General features: G+C 60.9%; 20 protein-coding genes and 1 tRNA gene. 19 read left to right on the top strand and 2 right to left on the bottom strand.

Annotated elements, in window-relative coordinates:
- The first annotated feature begins 44 nt into the window (after positions 1-44).
- The 7 genes from ACFZPT_RS20175 (at position 45) to ACFZPT_RS20145 (ending at position 5,835) form a co-directional block, all read left to right on the top strand.
- A tRNA-Glu gene (locus ACFZPT_RS20175) sits at positions 45-120 on the top strand.
- 182 nt (positions 121-302) lie between these two features.
- The gene (locus ACFZPT_RS20170) at positions 303-842 is read left to right on the top strand and encodes a TetR/AcrR family transcriptional regulator (protein ID WP_034099190.1); all 540 of its coding nucleotides are present in this window, start codon (positions 303-305) and stop codon (positions 840-842) included.
- Positions 843-854: 12 nt separating this feature from the next.
- Positions 855-1,688, top strand: a complete 834-nt coding sequence (locus ACFZPT_RS20165) for an alpha/beta hydrolase (protein WP_034114445.1) — start codon at positions 855-857, stop codon at positions 1,686-1,688.
- Between the two features lie 41 nt (positions 1,689-1,729).
- Entirely contained in the window at positions 1,730-2,164 is a 435-nt protein-coding gene (locus ACFZPT_RS20160) for a thioesterase family protein (protein ID WP_034114443.1), read from the top strand.
- A 55-nt stretch (positions 2,165-2,219) separates the two neighbouring features.
- Positions 2,220-3,185, top strand: coding sequence for a tRNA-dihydrouridine synthase (locus ACFZPT_RS20155; protein ID WP_034114440.1), 966 nt, complete (start codon positions 2,220-2,222; stop codon positions 3,183-3,185).
- A 535-nt stretch (positions 3,186-3,720) separates the two neighbouring features.
- Positions 3,721-4,803 (top strand): hypothetical protein, encoded by a 1,083-nt coding sequence (locus tag ACFZPT_RS20150; RefSeq protein ID WP_158231127.1) that lies wholly within the window; start codon positions 3,721-3,723, stop codon positions 4,801-4,803.
- Positions 4,804-4,890: 87 nt separating this feature from the next.
- Positions 4,891-5,835 (top strand): hypothetical protein, encoded by a 945-nt coding sequence (locus ACFZPT_RS20145; RefSeq protein ID WP_034114438.1) that lies wholly within the window; start codon positions 4,891-4,893, stop codon positions 5,833-5,835.
- A 34-nt stretch (positions 5,836-5,869) separates the two neighbouring features.
- Here ACFZPT_RS20145 and ACFZPT_RS20140 read toward each other — a convergent pair whose 3' ends face one another.
- Complete coding sequence (locus ACFZPT_RS20140) at positions 5,870-9,148, bottom strand: PAS domain S-box protein (RefSeq protein WP_034099180.1); 3,279 nt, start codon at positions 9,146-9,148, stop codon at positions 5,870-5,872.
- Between the two features lie 69 nt (positions 9,149-9,217).
- The gene (locus tag ACFZPT_RS20135; RefSeq protein ID WP_034114436.1) at positions 9,218-10,108 is read right to left on the bottom strand and encodes a LysR family transcriptional regulator; all 891 of its coding nucleotides are present in this window, start codon (positions 10,106-10,108) and stop codon (positions 9,218-9,220) included.
- Between the two features lie 148 nt (positions 10,109-10,256).
- On the opposite strand from ACFZPT_RS20135, the gene leuC reads away from it, so the two are divergent.
- The 12 genes from leuC (at position 10,257) to ACFZPT_RS20075 (ending at position 24,285) form a co-directional block, all read left to right on the top strand.
- Positions 10,257-11,675, top strand: coding sequence for a 3-isopropylmalate dehydratase large subunit (leuC, locus tag ACFZPT_RS20130; RefSeq protein WP_034099176.1), 1,419 nt, complete (start codon positions 10,257-10,259; stop codon positions 11,673-11,675).
- Positions 11,676-11,685: 10 nt separating this feature from the next.
- Positions 11,686-12,330 (top strand): 3-isopropylmalate dehydratase small subunit, encoded by a 645-nt coding sequence (gene leuD, locus ACFZPT_RS20125; protein WP_034099174.1) that lies wholly within the window; start codon positions 11,686-11,688, stop codon positions 12,328-12,330.
- 136 nt (positions 12,331-12,466) lie between these two features.
- Complete coding sequence (locus ACFZPT_RS20120) at positions 12,467-13,231, top strand: class I SAM-dependent methyltransferase (RefSeq protein ID WP_034099172.1); 765 nt, start codon at positions 12,467-12,469, stop codon at positions 13,229-13,231.
- Between the two features lie 53 nt (positions 13,232-13,284).
- On the top strand, positions 13,285-14,367 hold the full coding sequence (gene leuB / locus ACFZPT_RS20115) for a 3-isopropylmalate dehydrogenase (protein WP_034099170.1): 1,083 nt from the start codon (positions 13,285-13,287) through the stop codon (positions 14,365-14,367).
- A 64-nt stretch (positions 14,368-14,431) separates the two neighbouring features.
- A complete protein-coding gene (gene asd, locus ACFZPT_RS20110; protein ID WP_034099168.1) occupies positions 14,432-15,544 on the top strand; it encodes an aspartate-semialdehyde dehydrogenase in 1,113 nt (370 codons plus the stop codon).
- Between the two features lie 237 nt (positions 15,545-15,781).
- The gene (locus ACFZPT_RS20105; RefSeq protein ID WP_034114434.1) at positions 15,782-16,792 is read left to right on the top strand and encodes an aspartate-semialdehyde dehydrogenase; all 1,011 of its coding nucleotides are present in this window, start codon (positions 15,782-15,784) and stop codon (positions 16,790-16,792) included.
- Positions 16,793-16,956: 164 nt separating this feature from the next.
- Entirely contained in the window at positions 16,957-19,485 is a 2,529-nt protein-coding gene (locus ACFZPT_RS20100; protein ID WP_099312060.1) for a FimV/HubP family polar landmark protein, read from the top strand.
- A gap of 158 nt (positions 19,486-19,643) precedes the next feature.
- On the top strand, positions 19,644-20,468 hold the full coding sequence (truA, locus tag ACFZPT_RS20095) for a tRNA pseudouridine(38-40) synthase TruA (RefSeq protein ID WP_034099162.1): 825 nt from the start codon (positions 19,644-19,646) through the stop codon (positions 20,466-20,468).
- A gap of 63 nt (positions 20,469-20,531) precedes the next feature.
- Positions 20,532-21,164 carry a phosphoribosylanthranilate isomerase gene (locus tag ACFZPT_RS20090; protein WP_034114430.1) on the top strand — a complete coding sequence of 211 codons (633 nt, stop codon included), beginning with the start codon at positions 20,532-20,534 and terminating at the stop codon, positions 21,162-21,164.
- Positions 21,165-21,408: 244 nt separating this feature from the next.
- The gene (gene accD, locus ACFZPT_RS20085) at positions 21,409-22,329 is read left to right on the top strand and encodes an acetyl-CoA carboxylase, carboxyltransferase subunit beta (protein ID WP_034099158.1); all 921 of its coding nucleotides are present in this window, start codon (positions 21,409-21,411) and stop codon (positions 22,327-22,329) included.
- Positions 22,326-23,633 carry a bifunctional tetrahydrofolate synthase/dihydrofolate synthase gene (gene folC, locus ACFZPT_RS20080; RefSeq protein WP_034114428.1) on the top strand — a complete coding sequence of 436 codons (1,308 nt, stop codon included), beginning with the start codon at positions 22,326-22,328 and terminating at the stop codon, positions 23,631-23,633. Before accD ends, folC begins: the two co-directional genes overlap by 4 nt.
- The gene (locus ACFZPT_RS20075; RefSeq protein WP_034099155.1) at positions 23,617-24,285 is read left to right on the top strand and encodes an SPOR domain-containing protein; all 669 of its coding nucleotides are present in this window, start codon (positions 23,617-23,619) and stop codon (positions 24,283-24,285) included. The genes folC and ACFZPT_RS20075 overlap by 17 nt, the downstream gene beginning before the upstream one ends.
- Positions 24,286-24,305: the final 20 nt, after the last annotated feature.

Here is a 24,305-nt window from a genome sequence, read left to right as displayed (position 1 = left end):
TGGATCGATCAGTCTCAGCCTGATCAATTGTATAGAAGGTTTGTGTCCCCTTCGTCTAGTGGCCTAGGACACCGCCCTTTCACGGCGGTAACAGGGGTTCGAGTCCCCTAGGGGACGCCACGATTACCCGCTCTGCGGGATTTTTAAGGGTCATTCAATTATTGAATGGCCCTTTTGTTTGTCTGGCGTTTGGCCAATTCCTCCTTCCCTTTCTTCTTGTCGTTCTGACCAGTGGTCATACCCGTCGCTTGCGGAATATTATTATGGTAATAATATTCAACCCATGAACCACGGAGGCAACGATGAGCGACAAAAAAGCGCAAACCCGCGAACGCATTCTGCAGGCTGCCAGCGCTGCGTTGATTCAGCGTGGCCCGGCTGAGCCTAGCGTCGGTGAAGTCATGGGGGCGGCGGGGCTGACCGTGGGTGGCTTCTACGCACACTTTGAAAGCAAGGACGCGCTGATGCTGGAGGCATTCAGTCAGTTGCTGGCTCAGCGCCGCGCGTCCATCAATGACCTGGACGAGCAGATCACCGGCGAAGAGCGCCGCGCCCTGGCGGCGGCGTTTTATCTGTCGCGCAAACACCGCGACTCAACCTCCCAGGCCTGCCCGCTACCCGCCACGGTCGGGGAGATGGGGCGCTTGCCAGAGGCGTTCCGCCAGGTGCTCAGCGAACATGTTGAATTGATGGCTGCACAGTTGGCGACGTGCCCGGAAGACATCGACAAGGCCCTGGCGGACATGGCGTTGATGGTGGGTGGACTGACCCTGGCGCGTGCGCTCGGGCCGGGGGAATTGTCGGATCGGGTGATGCGCGCGGCCAAGTCGGCGGTGCGTTAAAAGGAGCGGGTTATGGGTGCGTTAACCTGGGTGCGAGGTGTCAACGGTACATTGGGGTACGTGGCGCCGCGAACGGTGGCCAACAGAATGCGGCGTGTGTTCATGACCCCGCGCGAATTGCCGCCCCGTGATTGGGAGTTGCCGCTGCTGGCGCAGGCGCAGCGTGTCACGTTGCGTTTCGGTTTGTCGGCGCTGCGCTGGGGCGAAGGGCCCGCCGTGCTGCTGATGCACGGCTGGGAAGGCCGGCCAACCCAATTCGCCAGCCTCATCAATGCGCTGGTCGACAACGGCTACTCCGTGATCGCCCTGGACGGCCCGGCCCATGGCCATTCGCCGGGGCGTGAAGCCCATGTGCTGCTGTTTGCCCGAGCCATGTTGGAGGCGGCCGCCGAGTTGCCGCCGCTGCACGCGGTTATCGGCCATTCCATGGGCGGGGCGAGTGCCATGCTCGCCGTGCAATTGGGATTGCGCACCAATGCGTTGGTAAGCATTGCTGCGCCGTCGCGCTTTCTGGATGTGCTGCGCGGCTTTACCCGTATGGTGGGCCTGCCGACGCGGGCGCGGCTGGCATTTATCCAAGAGGTCGAGCTGACATTTGGTATGCCACTCAAACATCTGGATGTCGCTCACTACGATATGGCTATTCCCGGGCTGATCGTGCACGCCGAGGACGATACGTTTGTGCCCGTCAAGGCCGCCAAGGCCATCCACGAGGCCTGGTTCGACAGCCGCTTGCTGCAACTGGAGCAGGGCGGGCATCAGAAGGTACTGGCCGATCCACGGGTGATCGACGGTGTGCTGACGTTGTTGGCCGGCGCTCGGTTACAGGAGCGACAAAGCGCCTGATACACTGCTGCCCCCTGACATTAATCGACCGGGAGCAGCGCATGGGCTGGGATTTGGCAACGCCGTTTATCATTGACCTGCAGGTCGCCCCTGAAGACATTGACGGTCTGGGGCACGCCAACAACGCAGTGTATGTCGCCTGGCTCGAACGCTGCGCCTGGCGCCATTCGCAGCGCTTGGGGTTGGACCTTGCCGAGTACCGTCGATTGGATCGTGCCATGGCGGTGGTGCGTCATGAAATCGACTACCTGGCGGCCGGGTACGAAGGCGATGAGTTGCAGTTGGCCACCTGGATCGTCGATTGGGATCAGCGTCTGAAGATGACCCGCCGTTTCCAACTGGTCCGCCCCCGGGATGGCGCCACCTTGCTGCGGGCGCACACCACATTCGTCTGCATTGAGCTGTCCAGCGGCAAGCCCAAGCGCATGCCGACGGAGTTTCTCGATGGCTATGGCCCCGCCCTGACAGGGGGTTAACGGTTGCAGTGGGAAACCCAGTAAACTGCGCCACGATTTTTCTTGAGTGTTTTCCATGCAAATTGCTTTGGCGCCCATGGAGGGGCTGGTCGATAACATCCTGCGTGACGTGCTGACCCGCGTCGGCGGGATTGACTGGTGCGTGACCGAATTCATCCGCGTCAACGACCGCCTGCTCACCCCAGCCTATTTCCATAAGCTCGCGCCTGAACTGCTGCACGGTGCCCACACCGCAGCGGGTGTGCCATTGCGTGTGCAATTGCTCGGCTCCGACCCGGTTTGCCTGGCGGAAAACGCCGCGTTGGCCTGTGAACTGGGCTCCGAAGTGATCGACTTGAACTTCGGCTGTCCAGCCAAGACCGTCAATAAATCGCGCGGCGGTGCCGTGCTGCTCAAGGAACCAGAGCTGCTTAACCAGATTGTCGAGCATGTGCGCCGCGCGGTGCCGGCGCATATCCCGGTGACTGCCAAGATGCGCCTGGGCTTCGACAGCCCCGACGGTGCGCTGGTATGCGCCACAGCCCTGGCCGAGGGCGGCGCCGCCCATATCGTGGTGCACGCCCGTACCAAGACCGATGGCTACAAGCCGCCCGCGCATTGGGAGTGGATTCCTCGTGTGCAGGACGTGGTCAAGGTGCCGGTGTTCGCCAATGGCGATATCTGGAGTGTTGAAGACTGGCGGCGTTGTCGCGAAGTCAGCGGCGCCGAAGACATCATGCTCGGCCGTGGCTTGGTGGCGCGTCCTGATCTCGCGCGGCAAATCGCAGCTGCTCGCGCAGGTGAAGACGTGGTGGAAATGTCCTGGGCACAGCTGCAACCGCTGCTGCAGGATTTCTGGGTGCAATGCGTGGCGCAATTGACCGAGCGCCAGGCGCCAGGTCGCCTGAAGCAGTGGCTGGCGATGTTGACGCGTAACTACCCCGAAGCGGTGGCGTTGTTTGCCGCCTTGCGGCGTGAGACATCGCTGGAGCAAGTCAGTCTTTTGCTCGGTGTGGCCCATCCGCCGGTTTATCAGCCCTGACGGAGGAGTGGGTCGGCGGTATGGCGTGAATGGCTGCATGTTTCCAGGAAATGCTCCGTATCGAAAGATGCGGGGCATTTTTTGTTTATGGGCGGCATCAGTGGGGCGGCGTCAAGTGAGATGTATTTTTTATATTTAACCAAGCTGATGTATCGCCGGGTGTCTTTTTATTTAAGTTCATACACATGTGTCAGTTTGTCTTGATTTGTTTCTTGCGAGGCTGTTAGCAGAATCAATTACTGGGCGGTATCCGGAATTATTTCGCTGAGTTGCGCGCGCGTCGATTTATTAATATGTATTTCCGTTAATGCCTTCGCTTGGCGGCTTGATTCGCGGACTTCCGATAAAAGCCATGAGGCATTATCTGAAAATTCGGTTTGGTTTCCTTATATGAAATGCGATTCGAGGAACCCGACAGCGTTATTTTCCACGAAAGTAGGGACTGTGAAGCAGCCTTGTTGCTTGCTGGTCAATAAGACTATTGCTTTCCTATTCCTATAACGGAGTCAGGTTGCGTTAATTGAGGAAGTTATGAATGTCTCTAACGATCAATAATCCTAATTTTGTAAAACCTGATACATCGATTCTCGATCAACCGTCGTCCAAGCCGACGAGCGCTGATGCTAAATCCACCCCGCCTAGTAGCACTTCCCGTTCCGATGTTTCGACGACGCGCTTTGAAAATTCTAGCGTTAAAAATAACGAGTTGATGTTCAGTGCGGGTGCACTCTCTAAGATGTTTGACATGATCGAACAGTTTTTTAGGTCTATGCGGGAAGTGTTTGTTGGGCGAAATAATGCGCCTGATCTTATGTCTGGTTTGAAGCATTCGCCGGGTCTTACGCCGGACGTCACCAAAGCGCCTGTGAAGCCGGATGCCGCTGACCAACCGGCGACGCCAGGCGCAGATAAGCGATTGGTAAAGCCGGATATGGAAAAGCAATCGGTGAAGCCGGATGCTGCCAACCAATCCGTGACACCAGGCTTGGATAAGCGTCGGGTAACCCCTCAGACAACGGACCCCTCCGGTAAGGCTGACGCAGAGAAGTCGATGGTTTTAGCGGACGCCCGCAACACCCCAAAACCGGTGATGCCGCAAGTGCCCCGGCCTGAGGTCGCAGTGACCAACGATGCAAAGGCGAACGTACAGGTGAATGTCAACGTCAGCCATTGTCACTGCCCCGACCACGGCGTATTGCCTGATAGTGGGATCAGGCCAAGGGTTGTCCCAGACGTGCGCGTTGGGCCCAATCCCGATGTAATGCCTGGCGTAACGCCAAAACCCGCGCCGAGAGTTAAGCCTGAGGTGAAACCGGACACGAAGCCAGACGTGAAGTTGGAAGTGAAACCGGACACGAACCCGGCCGTGAAGTTGGATGTGAAACCCGACACGAACCCGGCCGTGAAGTTGGATGTGAAACCGGACACGAATCCGGCCGTGAAGTTGGATGTGAAGCCGGACACGAAACCCAACGTGACGCCACCCGTCAAGCCGGACACCCTCGTCGAAGTTAAACCTGACAAAACGGAACCTGATTTGACCAGCCCTGGCCCAGCGGAAAATACATTCGATAACAGGGACTGGCGTTTCAATAGGCGGCCTGCATTCAGGCGTTGAAAACAACAGGCTAGGATCGTTCACGTAAAACAATGACTTCTCCGGTGTCGGCTCGGTTCGGTGAGGTCATTGTTCAAGGAGTCAGTTATGCCATGTCCTTTAATTAATAATGTTGCGCGTGTGATAGATGTGCGTCAGGTCCTTGGTGTTGATACTTTCAACGCAGTGAATGAAGACGTCTCGCACGGTTATTCCAGAAATAACATAAAGTTTGATGCGTCGCCCAGCGCCGTCGCGAATGTAAAAAATAGTGCTGTCCAAAATGCGGATGCGGTCAATTCATTGGTGGCATTGTTTACTTCATTTTTTAACCAGTTAATTGGCTTGATATCCAATAAAAAAGAAACAACCGTACCTGACGTTCCACGTCCCCCTGACGTCCTGCCAAAGGTCGTACCTGATCCGACACCGCCCGCTCCCGGACCCGCCACGGATATCCCGGGTCTTTCAAGCAAGCGTAATGGTGCCAAGCCGGAGAATATTTGGAGTGGTTTTCGTCAGGGCCCCGATGGCAATTGTGTCACTGTCTCGGCGATTAAGGCGGCGATGCATCGCTTCGGTCAAAGCCCAACGGATATTTATAAAGAGGTGAAAAAAACCAGTACGGGTTATCACGTGGTCATGCGGGACGGCTATGAACTGACCTTGAGCGACCAAGAGTTGAGAGAGGGCGCACAAGGCGCGAAGTTTATTGGCCCGGACAAAGGAATGCTCAAGGATGCGCAGTTTTTGTTTGCGGTGAGCGCCAAGCGTGCTCAACGGGACAATAACGACGGCACGGCGGGCAGGAGTTACCGTGCAGCGATCCACAGCTTGAACAACGGTGAGGATGAAACCATGGCAGGTGAGGGGTTTGAACGGCTTGGATTGAAAAAGCACATGAAAAGAGTCTCCGTGCGTGAGCTCGCCCGTGGACAAATAGGCATGTGTAATCGAGCCGGGCATTCGGTGGCGGTTATCAACGGACGTGAAGAGTTGTGGGGGCGACAGGGTTCGACACCGAGACGGGGCGTTGCAGTAGCCCTGGTCTAGGGGTCGCTTACCTGCGCTGAAGGGCGGGTGTCGGCTATACCAGCAGCCGTCTGAAGCCTTCGATCGGCAGCGGACGACTGTGTAAATACCCCTGGTACAAATGGCAGCCCAGCATCTGCAGGAATGCCAGTTGTTCAGGGGTTTCCACGCCCTCGGCAATCACCTCCAGATTCAAACTGCGCGCCATGGCCACAATGGCGCGGATGATTTCGGCATCGTTGGGATCGTGGGTGGCATCGCGGACAAACGATTGGTCGATTTTCAGCGCGTCCACCGGCAAGCGCTTGAGGTAAGTGAGGGATGAATAGCCGGTGCCGAAGTCATCCATCGCAAAGCTCACGCCGAGTTTTTTCAGGCGGCGCATCTTGCTGATGGTGTCGTCGAGGTTCTGGATCACGATGCCTTCGGTGATTTCCAGTTTCAGCAGGCTGCAGGGCAAGGAGTGCTGCTGCAGACTGCGCTCCACCCGCTCGACAAAATCGCTCTGGCGGAACTGCCGCGGGCTGATGTTCACACACAGGCTGAAGTCCAACGGGTCGATCTTGCCCTCCTGAAGCAATTGCCCGAACGCCGCGCAGGCCTCGTCGAGAATCCAGGTGCCGACTTCAAGGATCAAGCCACTGTCTTCCAATACCTTGATAAATTCCGCCGGCGACTGCGCGCCCAATTGCGGGTGCTGCCAGCGCACCAAAGCTTCGGCGCCGACGATACGGTTGCCGCGCGCGTCCACTTGCGGCTGGTAATGCACGCTGAACTCGCCGCGGGAAAGGGCCAGGCGCAGGTCGGTTTCCATGCGCAGCCGTTCGCTGGCGGTCTTCTGCATGCTGTTGTGGAACATTTGCGTGGTGTTGCGCCCCGAGTCCTTGGCGCGGTACAGCGCGATGTCGGCGCGCTTGAGCAGGTCGGCCGGGGTCGAACCGTGGTCGGGGATCAGCGCCACGCCGATGCTGGGAGTGACTTGCAGGCGGTGACCGTCCAAAAACATTGGCTCCGAGAGCAACTCGCGCAGGGTATTGGCCAGGTTCTGAACCTGATGGCTGACTTCGTTGCGTGAGCCTTCCAGACCGCTAAGCAACACCACGAACTCATCGCCGCCCAGGCGCGCCACGGTGTCTTCCATGCGCACGCTGGCTTCAAGCCGCGCGGTGACGATTTTCAACACGGTGTCGCCCACCGGGTGGCCGAGGGAATCGTTGATGTGCTTGAAATGGTCCAGGTCCAGAAACAACAGCGCTCCGCGCAGGTTGTGGCGCTTGAGCAATGCAATCTGCTGGCTCAGACGATCCATCAGCAGCGCGCGGTTGGGCAGGTTGGTCAGTGGGTCGTGATAGGCCAGGTGGCGGATCTGCGCCTGGGCGTTTTTCAGCAGGCTCACATCCCGCGCCGTCAGCAGCAGGCACGGGGTTTCATTCAGCGTAATGGGCTCCACCGAGACTTCCACTGCCAGTAATTCGCCGCGTTTGTTGTGCCAGAGCATCTCCAGATGATGGATGCGACCCTTGATCTGCAGCTCGGCCAGCAGCGCCGAGCGTTGTTTGTCGTCGGCCCAGATGCCGATCTGATAGAGGGTCAGACCGATGGCCTCTTCAGCACGGTAGCCGGTCAAGCGGCAGAAACCATCGTTGACTTCTACATACCGGCCGGTGTCGCGTTCGGTGATCGAGATAGCGTCCGGGCTGGAATGGAACGCCTTGGCGAACTTTTCTTCGCTGGCCTTCAACGCCGCCTCCGAACGTTGTTGCTGGGTGATATCGCGCAAGGTCGTGACGATGCACGGTTGCTCCCCCACTTTGATCAGGCGGCTGGAAATTACACAGGTGAGGCTGCGGCCGTCTTTGTGATGGGCCACCACCGCCACATTGTTCAGCGCTTGCTCGCGGATTACTCGCTCGATGCGCTCAAGGCGCTGGCTCGAATCGTTCCATAGGCCGATTTCATCGGCGCTTCTGCCGATCACCTCGGCGACGCTCCAGCCGAAGGTCTGGGTAAACGCCGGGTTGATCTCGATGAACGCGCCGCTATCCAGGCCGGTGACGCAGATTGGGTCGGGGCTGGCCTGGAACAGACTGGCGAATTTCTCTTCGGAGGCGCTCAGGCGCTGTTCCCGTTCGACCTGGTCAGTGATGTCCAGCAGGGTACCGGCCATGCGCAACGGCGCGCCCTGGGCGTCGCGGTACAGGCGGGCGCGGCTTTCCAAATAGCGTGAGGAGCCGTCTTCCATCGGCACGCGGTAGGTCAGCTGATAGTTGCCGGCCGGGCCTTCGCGCAGGGTGCGGTAGGCATGGCGCATATTTTCGCGCTCTTCATCGGGCATGCCTTCGAAAAACGCATCGAAGGACTCGTGGAACGGCTCCGGCGGCAGGCCATGCAGTTGGGCGGCGCGGGCCGAGCCGTAGAGCATGCCGCTGGGGATGTGCCAGTCCCAGGTGCCCAATTGCGCGGAATCAAGGGCCAGGTCGAGACGCTCTTGGCTGTCCTTGAGGGCGTCCTCGGCCATTTTGCGTTCGGTGGTGTCGAGGAACGTGCTGATCAGGTAGGCCTCACCGTCCAGTTCGACCTTTTGGGCGCTGAGCGTGCCGTCGTGGATCTGGCCGTTACTGGCGCAGAACTGCACTTCCATGGTGATCGGTTCACCCTTACGCTGGGTGGCTTTGACCAGCTGCGCGCGTTGTTCGGGATGGCGCCATAGGCCCAGCTCCAGGGTAGTGCGGCCAATCGCATCGGCCAGGGGCCAGCCGAACAGCATTTCAAAATACTGGTTGGCTTCGCTAATCAAGCCGTCGGCCTGGCGGGTCAGCAGCACCATGTTCGGGCACAGGTGGAACAGCGTGGCGAAGCGCTTTTCGGAGTGGCTGAGGGCGCGCTCCCGCTCGCGCTGCTCGGTGATTTCGCGGATCACCCCGATCATGCGGCCCCGTCCGGTGTTATCCGGCACCACACTGCCGTTGATCTCCAGCCAATGAAAGCTGCCGTCTGGCCACTGGATGCGGTGGTGCATGGCTTGCTCGAACGGCTCGCCGGCCAAGACTGCGTGGAAGGCGCGCACCACCCGGGAGCGATCGGCGGGATCCAGCAGCTCCAGGTATTCCAGGTCCTTGGGCAGTGGCTGGCGCGGGTCGAAGCCGAACAGCGCCTGGGTGCCTCGTGACCAACTGATGCGCCCGCTGTCGATTTCCCAGCACCATGCGCCCAGGCGCGCGGCATTGAGCGCCGCCAGCAACTGCGGGGCGCTCTCCCAGCTTTGCTCCGCCTCACGCGGGTCGAGGGCGTAGATGCGGGGCAGCGGTGGCATGGAATCGACGGGGGTGCGCATTATCAAAGGGCCTTGGCTCACTCAATGGGCAAACAACGCGGTCCAGCTCAGTAAACCGGACGCACTAGGTCATGCCGATATCCCTGGGAGATCGACCTGTGCATCCAGCAAGCTCATAAAGGCCCGCGCAGCGTTCGACAGCGTCCTTTCGGTGTGCACGATATAGCCTAGCTGGCGACTGAGCTGTATGCCTGGCAAAGCGACGCTGGCCACCTGATCGTCCAGCATGGTACGCGGCAGCACGCTCCAGGCCAGGCCGATGGACACCATCATTTTGATGGTTTCCAGGTAATTGGTGCTCATCGCAATATTCGGCGTGAGCCCCTGAGCCTCGAACAAACGGCTGACAATATGGTGGGTAAAGGTGTTACCGCCAGGGAATACGGCTGGGTGGCCGGCAATGTCGGCCAGACTCACAGGGCTATCGCCGGCCAGGCTGTGTTCCGGCGCTACCACGAAATCCAGCGGATCGTCCCAAACGGGGGTGGCGCGCACTAGATGATGAGGGTCGGGCGCCAGGGTGATCACCGCCACTTCGGCACGGCCATGGAGGATTTCTTCGTAGGCCACTTCCGAATCCAGAAACTGAATATCCAGGGCCACGTTAGGGTACTGCCGGGTAAATGTGCGCAGTACCGGCGGCAGGCGATGCAGGCCGATATGGTGGCTGGTGGCAAGGGTCAGGCGCCCGCTGACTTCGCCGGTGAGATTGGTGAGGGCGCGGCGCGTGTCGTCCAGCACATTCAGAATCTGATACGCGCGCGGCAGCAGGGCACGCCCGGCTTCGGTCAGGCCAACCTCGCGGCCCAGCCGGTCGAACAGCCGCACGTTGAGCTGTTGCTCCAGGCCAGCAATGCGCTTGCTGATGGCGGGCTGGGTCAGGTGCAGGCGCTCGCCGGCCCCGGAAAAGCTGCCAGTCTCGGCGATGGCAATAAAGGCATTGAGGTTGGCCAGGTCCATTGTTGTATTCCAGTTGGTAATCCAAAGCATAAAAAATATGAATTTGAGTTATTTAATGTAGCGCCATACCATCAGCCTCACAAGCCAAAGGGTTATTGATACGTCTCAAAACCCGGGGCATAGAAAGACCGCTGATGAGGACCGACTGATGGCCGGCAAAACGCTTTACGACAAGCTTTGGGATTCCCATGAAGTGAAACGGCGCGACGACGGTTCGTCGCTGATCTATATCGACCGTCACATCATCCATGAAGTGACCTCGCCCCAAGCGTTCGAAGGCCTGCGGCTGGCCGGGCGCAAGCCTTGGCGCGTCGATTCCATCATCGCCACCCCGGACCACAACGTACCGACCACTCCCGAGCGCAAGGGCGGCATCGACGCCATCGCCGACCAGGTGTCGCGCCTGCAGGTGCAAACCCTCGACGACTATTGCGACGAATATGGCATCACCGAGTTCAAGATGAATGACGTGCGTCAAGGCATCGTGCACGTCATCGGCCCGGAGCAGGGCGCCACGCTGCCGGGCATGACCGTGGTGTGCGGCGACTCCCACACCTCCACTCATGGTGCGTTCGGCGCGCTGGCCCATGGCATCGGCACTTCCGAGGTGGAACATGTGTTCGCCACCCAGTGCCTGGTCGCCAAGAAAATGAAGAACATGCTGGTGCGCGTCGAAGGCCAATTGCCTTTTGGCGTGACCGCCAAGGACATCGTGTTGGCTGTGATCGGCAAGATCGGCACCGCCGGCGGCAACGGCCATGCCATCGAGTTCGCCGGCAGCGCCATTCGTGATCTGTCCATCGAAGGCCGCATGACCATTTGCAACATGTCCATCGAAGCCGGTGCCCGCGTGGGCATGGTGGCGGCGGACGAAAAAACCATCGAGTACGTCAAAGGCCGGCCGTTCGCCCCGCAAGGCGCCGACTGGGCTGCGGCGGTCGAAGCCTGGAAAGACCTGGTGTCCGACGCCGATGCAGTGTTCGACACCGTGGTCGAGCTGGATGCAACCCAGATCAAGCCGCAGGTCAGTTGGGGCACTTCGCCGGAAATGGTCTTGGCGGTGGATCAGAATGTGCCGGACCCAGCCAAGGAAACCGACCTGGTCAAGCGCGGCTCTATCGAGCGCGCCCTGAAGTACATGGGGTTGACCGCCAACCAGGCGATCACCGATATCCAGCTGGACCGCGTGTTCATCGGCTCCTGCACCAACTCGCGGATCGAAGACCTGCGCGCCGCGGCGGTGATCGCCAAGGGCCGCAAAGTCGCCTCGACCATCAAGCAAGCCATCGTGGTGCCGGGCTCGGGCCTGGTCAAAGCGCAAGCCGAGGCCGAGGGCCTGGACAAGATCTTCCTTGAGGCCGGTTTTGAATGGCGCGAGCCGGGCTGCTCCATGTGCCTGGCGATGAACCCGGACCGTTTGGAGTCGGGCGAGCATTGCGCGTCGACCTCCAACCGTAACTTCGAAGGGCGTCAGGGCGCCGGTGGCCGTACCCACCTGGTCAGCCCGGCCATGGCCGCTGCTGCTGCCGTCAACGGTCGTTTCATCGACGTTCGCGAATTGATCTGAGGAATACCCGATGCGAGCTTTTACCCAACACACAGGTCTTGTCGCGCCGTTGGACCGTGCCAACGTGGACACCGACCAGATCATCCCCAAGCAGTTCTTGAAATCGATCAAGCGCACCGGCTTCGGCCCCAACCTGTTCGACGAGTGGCGCTATCTGGACGTGGGCTATGCCTATCAGGACAACTCCAAGCGCCCGCTGAACAAGGATTTCGTCCTCAACGCCGAGCGTTACCAGGGCGCCAGTGTATTGCTGGCCCGGGAAAACTTCGGCTGCGGTTCCAGCCGTGAGCACGCGCCGTGGGCCCTGGAAGAATATGGCTTTCGCAGCATCATCGCGCCGAGCTTTGCCGACATTTTCTTCAACAACAGCTTCAAGAACGGCCTGTTGCCGATCATCTTGAGCGACGCCGAAGTGGACGAGCTGTTCCAGCAAGTGGAAGCCACTGTGGGCTACCAATTGACGGTGGACCTGGCCGCGCAGACCGTGACCCGTCCGGACGGCAAGGTGTATCACTTTGAAGTGGATGCCTTCCGTAAGCACTGCCTGCTCAATGGGCTGGACGATATCGGCCTGACCTTGCAGGACGGTGATGCGATTGCGGCGTTTGAAGCCAAGCACCGAGCCAGCCAGCCTTGGTTGTTTCGTGACGCGTAAATTGATGTAGGCAGGGCCGGCTTCATCGAGGGCAAGCCCCCTCCCACCTTTTGAGTTGTGAATACATTCAAATGTGGGAGGGGGCTTGCCCCCGATAGGGCCGGTACCAGCAACACAACCCTTGAAGGATGCCACCATGACCGCCACCGCCCACACCCAAGTCGTGCAAAAACAATTCGGCGAACAGGCCTCGGCCTACCTGAGCAGTGCCGTGCACGCCCAAGGCACCGAATTCGCGCTGCTCCAGGCCGAGCTTGCCGGGCAGGGCCACGCACGGCTGCTGGACCTGGGCTGCGGTGCCGGTCATGTGAGTTTCCATGTGGCTCCATTGGTCAAGGAAGTCGTGGCCTACGACCTGTCCCAGCAGATGCTCGACGTAGTGGCCGCCGCCGCGCAGGAGCGCGGTCTCACCAATATAAGCACCGTAAACGGTGCCGCCGAGCGCTTGCCGTTCGCTGATGGCGAGTTCGATTTTGTGTTCAGTCGCTATTCGGCCCACCACTGGAGTGACCTCGGCCTGGCCCTGCGCGAAGTACGCCGGGTGCTTAAACCAGGGGGCGTGGTGGCCTTTGTCGATGTGCTGTCACCCGGCAGCCCGCTGCTGGACACTTACCTGCAAACCGTCGAAGTGCTGCGCGACACCAGCCACGTACGCGATTATTCTGCCGCTGAATGGATGCGTCAGCTCAGCGAAGCGGGTTTGCACGTACGCAACAGCAGCCGCCAACGCCTGCGTCTGGAATACACCTCTTGGGTCGAGCGCATGCGCACGCCACAAGCCTTGCGCACCGCGATTCTTGAGCTGCAGCAAGCGATGGGCCAGGAAGTGCGCGATTACTACGAGATTCAAGCCGACGGCACCTTCAGTACCGACGTGCTGGTAGTGTGGGCCGAGCGCTGATTAATTTTTCCGACCTGTCCCGCGGATGGGTCGCCCGATGAAATGAGGCAAGCATGAGCAAGCAGATTCTGATTCTCCCTGGCGACGGTATTGGTCCGGAAATCATGGCCGAAGCGGTCAAAGTTCTGGAGCTGGCCAACACCAAGTACAGCCTGGGCTTCGAATTGAGCCACGACGTGATCGGCGGCGCCGCCATCGACAAGCATGGCGTGCCGCTGGCCGATGAAACCCTGGAACGTGCTCGCGCCGCCGATGCCGTGCTGCTGGGCGCCGTGGGCGGACCGAAATGGGACAAGATCGAACGCGACATCCGTCCGGAGCGCGGTTTGCTGAAGATCCGCGCGCAACTGGGCCTGTTCGGCAACCTGCGCCCGGCGATCCTTTATCCGCAGCTGGCTGATGCGTCGAGCCTCAAGCCGGAGGTGGTGTCGGGTCTGGATATCCTGATCGTGCGTGAGCTGACCGGCGGTATCTATTTCGGCGCCCCACGCGGCGTGCGCGTGCTGGACAACGGCGAACGTCAGGCATACGACACCTTGCCCTACAGCGAAAGCGAAATCCGCCGGATCGCCCGTGTCGGTTTCGACATGGCCCGCGTGCGCGGCAAAAAGGTCTGCTCGGTGGACAAGGCCAACGTACTGGCGTCCAGCCAACTGTGGCGCGAGATTGTCGAAGAAGTCGCCAAGGACTACCCGGACGTGGAACTGAGCCACATGTATGTCGATAACGCCGCGATGCAGCTGGTGCGCGCGCCCAAGCAGTTCGACGTGATCGTCACCGACAACCTGTTCGGCGACATCCTGTCCGACCAGGCCTCGATGCTCACCGGTTCCATCGGCATGCTACCGTCGGCGTCTTTGGATACCGACAACAAGGGCATGTATGAACCTTGCCACGGCTCGGCGCCGGACATCGCAGGGCAGGGCATTGCCAACCCGCTGGCGACTATCCTTTCGGTGTCGATGATGCTGCGTTACACCTTCAACCTGAGCGACGCGGCGGATGCCATCGAGAAGGCCGTGAGCCTGGTCTTGGATCAGGGCTTGCGCACTGGCGACATCTGGTCGCAGGGTTGCACCAAAGTCGGTACGCAAGAAATGGGCGACGCAGTAGTCGCCGCGCTGCGGAATCTGTAATCTCTCGGGCCCGCTTGCAGTTGTTGCTGCAAGGCGGCCCACTTTTTAACAAGGTGTAGTTGCGATGAAACGTGTAGGTCTGATCGGTTGGCGCGGTATGGTCGGTTCCGTGCTCATGCAGCGGATGCTGGAAGAGCAGGATTTCGATCTTATTGAGCCGGTGTTTTTCACCACGTCGAACGTGGGTGGCCAGGGTCCGTCCGTGGGCAAGGACATTGCTCCGCTCAAGGACGCCTACAGCATTGACGAGCTGAAGACCCTCGACGTGATTCTGACCTGCCAGGGCGGCGACTACACCAGCGAAGTCTTCCCCAAGTTGCGCGAGGCCGGCTGGCAGGGTTACTGGATCGACGCCGCGTCGAGCCTGCGCATGCAGGACGATGCCGTGATCATCCTGGACCCGGTCAACCGCAAGGTCATCGACCAGCAACTGGACGCCGGCACCAAGAACTACGTCGGCGGCAACTGCACCGTCAGCCTGATGCTGATGGGCCTGGGCGGCCTGTTCGAAGCAGGGCTGGTCGAGTGGATGAGCGCCATGACCTATCAGGCGGCGTCCGGCGCCGGCGCGCAGAACATGCGCGAGCTGATCAAACAGATGGGCGCCACCCACGCCGCCGTCGCCGATCAATTGGCCGATCCGGCCAGCGCGATCCTCGACATCGACCGCCGTGTGGCCGAAGCCATGCGCAGCGAAGCCTACCCGACCGAGAACTTCGGCGTGCCGTTGGCCGGCAGCCTGATTCCCTGGATCGACAAGGAGCTGCCCAACGGTCAGAGCCGTGAAGAGTGGAAGGCCCAGGCCGAGACCAACAAGATCCTCGGTCGCTTCAAGAGCCCGATCCCAGTCGACGGTATCTGCGTGCGCATCGGCGCCATGCGCTGCCACAGCCAGGCGCTGACCATCAAACTGAACAAAGATGTGCCGATCGCCGATATCGAATCGCTGATCAGCCAGCACAACCCCTGGGTCAAGCTGGTGCCGAACAACCGCGAGATCAGCATGCAGGAGCTGAGCCCGACCAAGGTCACCGGCACCCTGAATGTACCGGTGGGTCGTCTACGCAAGCTGAACATGGGCACCCAGTACCTGGGCGCATTCACCGTCGGCGACCAGTTGCTATGGGGCGCGGCCGAACCGCTGCGTCGCATGCTGCGGATTCTGCTGGAGCGTTGATCGCCTGAGGCGGTAAGAGAAACCCGCGTTCTGGTGACAGGCGCGGGTTTTTTGTTGGGCGTCCGGGCGCTATCGGGGGCAAGCCCCCTCCCACCGTTGAGTTGTGAATACATTCCACTGTGGGAGGGGGCTTGCCCCCGATAGCGCCATCCGCTCCACCACACCCCCACACCAATTGCCTCGCCCCCAGCCACCCGGTAAAGTGCCGCTCCCCCCGCAATGCCCGAGGCAACCCCCATGACCCAGACCTTTGAAGTCGCCGTGATCGGCGCCACCGGCACCGTCGGTGAAACCCTGGTGCAGATTCTCGAAGAACTGGCGTTTCCGGTGGGCACCTTGTATCTGCTGGCGGGCAGCAACTCCGCAGGGGCCTCGGTACCGTTTCGTGGCAAGAACGTGCGGGTCAGAGAGGTCGACGAGTTCGATTTCAGCAAAGCGCACCTGGCGTTTTTCGCCGCCGGCCCGGCCGTGACCATGAGCTTCGCTGCGCGCGCCACCGCCGCGGGTTGCTCGGTGATCGACCTGTCGGGCGCGTTGCCCGCCGAGCAGGCGCCGCAGGTGGTGCCTGAGGCCAATGCCCATCTGCTCGATGGACTGGGCAAACCGTTCCTGCTGAGCAGCCCGAGCCCATCCGCCACATACCTGGCGGTGGCCCTGGCGCCGTTGCGTGGCTTGCTGGATATCCAGCGGGTTAACGTCACAGCTAATCTGGCGGTGTCGGCACAGGGGCGCGAAGCCGTCAGTGAACTGGCCCGGCAAACCGCCGAATTGCTGAATGCGCGGCCATTGGAGCCAAAGTTTTTCGATCGCCAGATGGCCTTTAACCTCTTGGCGCAAGTCGGCACGCCAGATGCTCAAGGTCATACCGCCCTGGAAAAGCGCCTGGTACACGAACTGCGCGCCGTGCTGGATTTACCATTGCTAAAGATTTCCGCAACCTGCGTTCAAGCCCCGGTGTTTTTTGGCGATAGCCTGACTGTCTCGCTGCAATTGGGGGCGCCGGTCGATCTCGCTGCGGTGAATCGCATTCTCGATACCTCGCCTGGGATAGAGCTTGTAGAGGAGGGCGATTATCCAACGGCAGTCGGCGATGCGGTGGGCCAGGATGTGGTCTATGTCGGGCGTGTGCGTGCCGGTGTGGATGACCCGGCGGAACTAAATCTGTGGCTGACGTCAGATAACGTACGCAAAGGCGCGGCGCTCAACGCCGTGCAGCTGGCGCAGTTGTTGATAAAAGGCCTTGTGTAAAAGATACTTGGCGGCAATTTGTAGATTGATTCTAACCAGGCGCTATGCTTGGCCCCAAGCAGGAACAATTGCGTGTCGGTGACCTATCGGCTCGCCATGCCTTTTATGGCAGCGGTTACCAACCTTCTCGCAGGCCGGGGAGCGTTCAAACAAAGGATGAGGCTATGGTTCAAGTTCGCAAACTGGTGTTAGCAATAGCGGCCGCCTCGGCGCTGTCCTCCGGTATGGCGCAGGCGCTCCAGTTGGGGGAAATGACCCTCAAGTCGAAGCTGAACCAGCCCTTGTCGGTGGAAATCGAATTGCTCGATGTCGGCGGCCTCACGGCGTCCGAGATCACGCCGAGCCTGGCGTCGTCACAGGCGTTTGTGGATGCCGGCGTCGATCGTCAGGCGTTTCTCGATGACCTGACGTTCACCCCGGTGGTCAATCCCAATGGTCGCAGTGTGGTGCGCGTCACCTCCAGCAAGCCATTGCCCGATTCCTACATCCGTTTCCTGTTGCAGGTGCAATGGCCCAATGGCCGTTTGATGCGTGACTACAGCGTGCTGCTTGACCCGGCCAAGTTCGATCAGCCGGCCGCCACCACCGCAGCCCCGGCGCCGCGCCTGAGTGCGCCGGCCGTGAGCAAGCCCGCCCAGCACACCACCACCTCCCGCGATACCCTGTGGGAAATTGCCGAAAAGCATCGCAATGGCGCTTCGGTCCAACAGACTATGCTGGCTATCCAGGCACTTAATCCGAGCGCGTTCGTCGACGGCAATATCAACCGGCTGAAAACCGGCCAGGTGCTGCGCCTGCCGGACGCGGTTCAAAGTACCGCACTGCCGCAACCCCAGGCGATCGCCGAAGTCAGGGCGCAGAACGAGGCCTGGCGTCAGGGCCGTCGCACGGCGGCGAACCAGGCCGCCGGCAAGCAGCAGCTGGACGCCACCAAACGCACCCAGACGGGCAATGCCCCGGCGACCACCAATGCCAAGGACAACCTGAGCCTGGTCTCTGCCGAAGCGGCCAAGAAAGGCGGCAAGGGTAAGGCTGGCGACAGCCAGGCCCTGAGCGACAAGTTGGCGATGACCCAAGAGCAATTGGACACCACGCGCCGCGACAACGAAGAGCTGAAAAGCCGCGCCGCCGACCTGCAAAGCCAACTGGACAAGCTGCAAAAGCTGATTCAACTGAAGAACGATCAGTTGGCTCGCCTCCAGGCTGAAAAAGCGGACCCTGCCGCCGCAGCGCCGGCGATGTCGGCCCAACTGGCCGCCGACCCCGCTGCCACCCCGGCTGCTCCTGCTGCATCGACCACACCGACCACACCGACTACACCGACCCCAGTGGCCCCGGTGTCTGAACCGATCAAGACGGATGCGGCACCGGCCGCCACCGAAGGCAAGTTCAATGAGCTGCTGACCAACCCGATCGTCCTGGGTGTGGTCGGCGGTGCCGCGGCCTTGATTGCACTGCTGCTTTTGCTGCTGGTATTGCGCCATCGCAATGCTCGCCGCGAAGAAGAAAAGCACCTGCGCATGGCGCGAGCCCTGGCCGAAGAACCGGAATTCACCTCCAATATCGACCAGGACCTGCCGCCGGACAGTTTTGAAGGCCTGGAGGTGCCACCACCGAACGTCAAACTGGCTGCTGCGCCCGCGCCTGCTGCGGTGAGCGCGCCGGTGGTGGCACCGTCGGTTGCGTCCGTGCTGTCGCCCCTGGCCGCGGCGGTCGCGCCGCAAAACGCCAATGACGCCTTGGCGTTGGCTCAGTCCCATATTGATCGCGGCCTGCTCAATCAGGCCGCCGATGTACTGGAGCAGGCGATCAAGCATGAGCCCAAGCGCAGCGATCTGCGCCTGAAGCTGATGGAGGTCTACGGCCTGCAAAACGACAAAGACGGCTTCGTCACCCAAGAGCGTCAACTGGTGGCCAACGGTGAAAACCACGCCCAGGTCGAGCAGCTCAAGGCGCGCTTCCCGGCGATGGCTGTGCTGGCCGCGGGGGTCAGTGCCGCGGTGGCCGCCGCTGCCCTTGACGCTCAGTACGTCAAGGAGTTGCTGGAAGATAAGCCCGCGCAGCAGCCGGAAGCGTTCGATACGGATTTCGATCTGAGCCTGGACGAGCTGGAGTCGGCATCCCCGGCCGAACTCAAGGACGATCAGCAGACCTTCGAATCCCTGCTCAAGGAGCAAACCCAAGCCCAGGCCGCCCCGGATGAGCTGGCGGATTTCGACTTGCAGCTGGACGCGCCAGCGTCGGCGCAGTCGGACGACGATTTCCTTTCGGGTCTGGAAAGCGAGATGAAGGACGTGCCGGCCGTAGAGCCGCCAACGTTGACGCCTGCGGCCCTGGACGACTTCGACCTGCCGGAGGACTTCGACTTGTCCTTGGCGGACGAACCCGAGGCAGCGGCCAAGCCGGATGCGTTCGCTTCGGAGCTGAACGACGTCAACGCTGAGTTGGATCGCCTGTCCCAGAGCCTTGAGCACCCGTCCTTCACGGCGCAGGACGCCGCGCTGGGTGATGATGAGCCAGAGTTTGACTTCCTCTCCGGCACCGATGAAGTGGCGACCAAGCTCGACCTGGCCCAGGCCTATATCGACATGGGCGATGCGGATGGTGCGCGGGACATCCTTTCCGAAGTGCTCACCGAGGGCGACGAGGTGCAGCGCGGCGAGGCCAAAGAGATGCTCGGTCGGCTGGCTTGATGACGGGCCATTGACGCAGCGGCGGCCTTCGGGTCGCCGTTTTGCTTTGCAGCCCACCAAACACATGGCGTATGTGGCGTGCGGCCTTATAATGGCCGCCTTTGCGCAACTCATCAGGCTCTCAGTTCTTGGCAAATATAGATAACGCGGCCGCCGAAATGGCGGCCGCAGGCTTTTACCGCATCGCCTTGGGCGTTGAATACAAAGGTTCGCGCTATCGCGGCTGGCAGCGCCAGGCGTCCGGCGTGCCGACGGTGCAGGAAACCCTGGAGAATGCGCTGTCCAAAGTCGCCGACTCGGCGGTGTCGCTGATGTGCGCCGGGCGCACCGATGCCGGCGTCCACGCGTGCGGCCAGGTGGTGCATTTCGATACCCAGGCCGAGCGCTCAATGAAGGCATGGGTCATGGGCGCTAATATCAATTTGCCCCATGACGTCAGCGTCAGTTGGGCCAAAGTGATGCCCGCGCATTTTCACGCGCGTTTCAAAGCCATCGCCCGGCGCTACCGTTACGTGATCTACAACGATCAGATCCGTCCGGCCCACCTCAATGAAGAGATCACCTGGAACCACCGCCCGCTGGACGCCGAACGCATGGCCGAGGCGGCACAACATTTGGTTGGCGTGCATGACTTCAGTGCGTTTCGTGCCGGCCAGTGCCAGGCCAAGTCGCCGATCAAGGAAGTTCATCACCTGCGTGTGACCCGTCACGGCAAGATGATTGTGTTGGATATCCGTGCCGGTGCGTTCCTGCACCATATGGTGCGCAATATCGCTGGCGTGTTGATGACCATCGGCGCCGGCGAGCGTCCGGTGGAATGGGCCAAGGAAGTGCTGGAAAGCCGCATCCGGCGTACCGGGGGTGTGACGGCGCACCCGTTCGGGCTGTATCTGGTGCAAGTGGAGTACCGGGACGAATTCGAGCTGCCGGAGCGTTTTATCGGGCCACACTTCCTGACCGGCTTCAGCGAACTTGGCGGCTGACGCCCGGAAAAGCTTTTGTTACCATCCGGGACTTTCGCGGTCCAACCCCGAGGTTTCTACGACATGTCAGCCGTTCGCAGCAAGATTTGCGGGATTACCCGCATAGAAGACGCGCTGGCAGCCGTCGAGGCGGGGGCGGATGCCATCGGCCTGGTGTTTTATGCCAAAAGCCCGCGGTCGGTGAATGTGTTGCAGGCGCGGGCCATCATTGCCGCCTTGCCGCCGTTCGTAACCACCGTGGGGTTGTTCGTCAACGCCAGCCGTTGCGAACTCAACGAAACCTTGGATGCCGTGGCGCTGGACATGCTGCAATTCCATGGCGACGAGACCCCCGAAGAATGTGAAAGCTATCAGCGGCCTTACATCAAGGCGCTGCGAGTCAAGGCCGGCGATGACATCGCCAGTGCCTGCGCCGCCTATGCCGGTGCGCGGGGCATATTGCTGGACACCTACGTCGAAGGTATTCCGGGCGGCACGGGCGAGGCGTTCGATTGGTCGCTGATTCCGCAAGGGCTAAGCAAACCGATCATCCTGGCCGGCGGGCTTACCCCAGCGAATGTCGGTGCGGCCATCCAGCAAGTCAGGCCCTATGCGGTAGATGTCAGCGGTGGGGTGGAGCAGGCCAAAGGCATCAAGGATCACAGCAAGATTCGCGCGTTCATGCAGGCCGTGCGCGACAGCAATGGCGGGATGTGACGGCTGGCAGTCTGCCGCCGTCCATAACTACCACTGTGTAAAACAGCCCGACGCCGCCTGTGGGTGGCTCGGAAACGAAGTGGCAACCTTGCGTTGGCAGGTTGTCTGGAAGGCTGAGGGCACTGGCTGGAAATGGCAGGTCGAACGTCTGACCCCGTCCAGTCTGTGTCATCGCCACATATGAATTTAGCTCAAGGGCATACGCGGGGCTGAGTTCAAGCCACCGGTACTGGAGAAAGAAAGCATGAGCAACTGGTTAGTAGACAAACTGATCCCTTCGATCATGCGTTCCGAGGTGAAGAAAAGCTCGGTTCCTGAAGGTCTGTGGCACAAGTGCCCATCCTGCGACGCGGTGCTGTACCGCCCCGAGCTGGAAAAGACCCTGGACGTTTGCCCCAAGTGCAACCACCACATGCGTATTGGCGCCCGCGCCCGCATCGACATTTTCCTCGACGCCGATGGCCGTAATGAGTTGGGCGCCGATCTGGAACCGGTCGACCGCCTCAAGTTCCGCGACGGCAAGAAGTACAAGGACCGTCTGACCGCCGCACAAAAGCAGACCGGCGAGAAAGACGCGCTGATTTCCGTCAGCGGTAAGCTGCTGGGCATGCCGGTCGTCGTGTCGGCGTTCGAATTCTCCTTCATGGGCGGTTCCATGGGCGCGATCGTTGGTGAGCGCTTCGTACGCGCCGCCAACTATGCGCTGGAAAACCGTTGCCCGATGATCTGTTTCGCCGCCTCTGGTGGTGCGCGTATGCAGGAAGCCCTTATCTCCCTGATGCAAATGGCCAAGACCTCCGCAGTGCTGGCGCGTCTGCGCGAAGAAGGCATCCCGTTTATCTCCGTGCTGACCGACCCTGTCTACGGCGGCGTTTCCGCCAGCCTGGCGATGCTGGGTGATGTGATCGTCGGCGAGCCAAAAGCCCTGATCGGCTTTGCCGGCCCGCGCGTGATCGAGCAGACCGTGCGCGAAAAGCTGCCCGAAGGTTTCCAGCGCAGCGAGTTCCTGCTGGAGCACGGAGCCATCGACATGATCATTCCGCGCGGCGAACTGCGTCCGCGCCTGGGTAACCTGCTGGCGCAAATGATGGGCTTGCCGACGCCGGTATACGTTGCGCCCAAGGTCGAGCCGATCGTGGTGCCGCCGGTGCCTGCAAACCTATGACCCAACGAACCCTGGGCGAATGGCTCGCCTACCTTGAGCAGTTGCATCCTTCCGCCATCGACATGGGCCTGGAGCGCTCGCAACAGGTAGCGGCCCGCCTCGGGTTGGGCCGGCCGGCACCGCGCGTAATCACGGTGACCGGTACCAACGGCAAGGGCTCTACCTGTGCCTTTGTCGCCGCGTTGCTGCAGGCCCAAGGCCTGAAGGTGGGCGTGTACAGCTCGCCGCACCTGCTGCGCTACAACGAGCGGGTGCAGATCAATGGCGTCGAAGCCACCGATGCGCAACTGTGCGACGCCTTCGCCGCGCTTGATGCCGGGCGTGGCGATATTTCCCTGACTTACTTCGAAATGGGCACTCTGGCGGCGTTCTGGCTGTTCGAGCGTGCACAGCTGGATGTGGTGGTGCTGGAAGTGGGCCTGGGCGGGCGCCTGGACACGGTTAACGTGGTGGATGCCGACCTGGCGCTGGTCACCAGTATTGGCGTGGATCACGCCGATTATCTGGGCGACACACGGGAATCCGTGGCGTTCGAGAAGGCCGGAATCTTCCGCCAGGGCAAGCCTGCGCTGTGCGGCGATCTTGACCCGCCGCAGCCATTGCTGGACAAAGCGCGCACGCTGGATTGCCCGTTTTTCCTGCGAGGCCGTGAATTCAAACTTGAGATTGGCGAGCGGCACTGGCAATGGCAGGGGCGTGATGCGCGTGGACAGGTCGTGACGCTGGGTGACCTGCCGCTGTTGAATCTGCCGATGGAAAACGCTGCGCTGGCGCTGCAAGCCTATCTGCTAATGGATCTGCCGTGGAATGCCGAGCAGATTGCTGCGACCTTGTTGTCGACCCGGGTGACCGGGCGCCTGGATCGTCGTGTGGTCCAATGGCAAGGCAAGCGCTTGAATCTGCTGCTGGACGTGGGGCATAACCCCCACGCCGCCGAATACCTGGCGCGCCGCTTGGCGCGCACGCCGCCGGTCGGGCGACGTCTTGCGGTCTTCGGGTTGCTGGCCGACAAGGATCTTGATGGGGTGATTGCGCCTCTACTGAGCAGCGTCCAGGCGTGGGCGGTAGCACCGTTGGATACGCCGCGCAGTCGTCCGGCCGCGGAATTGGCGGCGGCGCTACAGAACCTTGGTGCACCGGTGACGTCGTATACAGGCGTCATCGCAGCCCTTGAGGCGCAGTGTGCGGTGGCAATGCCCGAGGACGAGATTCTGTTGTTCGGATCATTTTATTGTGTTGCCGAGGCGCTTGAGTGGTTGGCCCGGCGCTCCACGGAGGAAGCTGCACATGGCATTACTGGATAGCGCTTACAAGCAGCGGATGGTCGGCGCGCTGGTGCTGGTGGCGTTGGCCGTGATTTTCCTGCCGATGCTGTTTTCCCGCCAGGACGAACAGCGCCAGGTGGTGGTCGAGGCCCCGGCTGCGCCTCAGGCGCCGGCAGTGCCGCAGGTACAGGTTGAGCCGGTGGTGGTGCCTGAGCCGCAAGCTTTGCCGGAAGAAGAACCTGTGCCAAGCGAGGAAGACCTGGCGACGCAACAGGCGCCGTCGATGCCGGTGCAGCCAAGCGTGCCGGTGGTCAAGCCTGTTCCGGCACCTGCGCCAGCGACCGCAGCTGCCAAGCCTGCGGCGCCCGCGCCGGCACCCAAGCCGGTGGCGCCACAGCCCGCCGCCCCGGGCAAGCCGGACGTGGGGCAGAGCCGTATCGATGCCAATGGTCTGTCGATCAGCTGGTCAATCCAGGTGGCCAGCCTGGGCAATCGCGACGGTGCCGACGCCTTGCAGAAAAAGCTGCGGGCTCAAGGGTACAACGCCTATATCCGCAGTGCTGACGGCAAGAATCGGGTATTTATCGGGCCGTTAATCGAGCGTGCCGAAGCCGATCGTTTGCGCGATTTGCTCGATCGTCAACAGGGTCTTAAAGGTTTTGTGACCCGTTTCCAGCCTGAGCGTGGCTGATCCAAGCCGACCAATCGGTC

Source organism: Pseudomonas sp. MD330_10, assembly GCF_042610415.1.
GTDB lineage: Bacteria > Pseudomonadota > Gammaproteobacteria > Pseudomonadales > Pseudomonadaceae > Aquipseudomonas > Aquipseudomonas rhodesiae.
This window is presented reverse-complemented; position numbering and strand designations above follow the sequence as displayed.

What these genes read in the sequence shown, in the direction of transcription:
- ACFZPT_RS20100 (WP_099312060.1), top strand. Translation starts at nt 16,957, where the DNA reads ATGGTTCAAGTTCGCAAACTGGTGTTAGCAATAGCGGCCGCCTCGGCG.
- truA (WP_034099162.1), top strand. Translation starts at nt 19,644, where the DNA reads ATGGCGGCCGCAGGCTTTTACCGCATCGCCTTGGGCGTTGAATACAAA.
- accD (WP_034099158.1), top strand. Translation starts at nt 21,409, where the DNA reads ATGAGCAACTGGTTAGTAGACAAACTGATCCCTTCGATCATGCGTTCC.
- ACFZPT_RS20170 (WP_034099190.1), top strand. Translation starts at nt 303, where the DNA reads ATGAGCGACAAAAAAGCGCAAACCCGCGAACGCATTCTGCAGGCTGCC.
- ACFZPT_RS20140 (WP_034099180.1), bottom strand. Translation starts at nt 9,148, where the DNA reads ATGCGCACCCCCGTCGATTCCATGCCACCGCTGCCCCGCATCTACGCC.
- leuB (WP_034099170.1), top strand. Translation starts at nt 13,285, where the DNA reads ATGAGCAAGCAGATTCTGATTCTCCCTGGCGACGGTATTGGTCCGGAA.
- ACFZPT_RS20120 (WP_034099172.1), top strand. Translation starts at nt 12,467, where the DNA reads ATGACCGCCACCGCCCACACCCAAGTCGTGCAAAAACAATTCGGCGAA.
- ACFZPT_RS20155 (WP_034114440.1), top strand. Translation starts at nt 2,220, where the DNA reads ATGCAAATTGCTTTGGCGCCCATGGAGGGGCTGGTCGATAACATCCTG.
- ACFZPT_RS20165 (WP_034114445.1), top strand. Translation starts at nt 855, where the DNA reads ATGGGTGCGTTAACCTGGGTGCGAGGTGTCAACGGTACATTGGGGTAC.
- ACFZPT_RS20075 (WP_034099155.1), top strand. Translation starts at nt 23,617, where the DNA reads ATGGCATTACTGGATAGCGCTTACAAGCAGCGGATGGTCGGCGCGCTG.
- ACFZPT_RS20145 (WP_034114438.1), top strand. Translation starts at nt 4,891, where the DNA reads ATGCCATGTCCTTTAATTAATAATGTTGCGCGTGTGATAGATGTGCGT.
- ACFZPT_RS20160 (WP_034114443.1), top strand. Translation starts at nt 1,730, where the DNA reads ATGGGCTGGGATTTGGCAACGCCGTTTATCATTGACCTGCAGGTCGCC.
- leuD (WP_034099174.1), top strand. Translation starts at nt 11,686, where the DNA reads ATGCGAGCTTTTACCCAACACACAGGTCTTGTCGCGCCGTTGGACCGT.
- ACFZPT_RS20135 (WP_034114436.1), bottom strand. Translation starts at nt 10,108, where the DNA reads ATGGACCTGGCCAACCTCAATGCCTTTATTGCCATCGCCGAGACTGGC.
- ACFZPT_RS20090 (WP_034114430.1), top strand. Translation starts at nt 20,532, where the DNA reads ATGTCAGCCGTTCGCAGCAAGATTTGCGGGATTACCCGCATAGAAGAC.
- leuC (WP_034099176.1), top strand. Translation starts at nt 10,257, where the DNA reads ATGGCCGGCAAAACGCTTTACGACAAGCTTTGGGATTCCCATGAAGTG.
- folC (WP_034114428.1), top strand. Translation starts at nt 22,326, where the DNA reads ATGACCCAACGAACCCTGGGCGAATGGCTCGCCTACCTTGAGCAGTTG.
- ACFZPT_RS20105 (WP_034114434.1), top strand. Translation starts at nt 15,782, where the DNA reads ATGACCCAGACCTTTGAAGTCGCCGTGATCGGCGCCACCGGCACCGTC.
- asd (WP_034099168.1), top strand. Translation starts at nt 14,432, where the DNA reads ATGAAACGTGTAGGTCTGATCGGTTGGCGCGGTATGGTCGGTTCCGTG.
- ACFZPT_RS20150 (WP_158231127.1), top strand. Translation starts at nt 3,721, where the DNA reads ATGTCTCTAACGATCAATAATCCTAATTTTGTAAAACCTGATACATCG.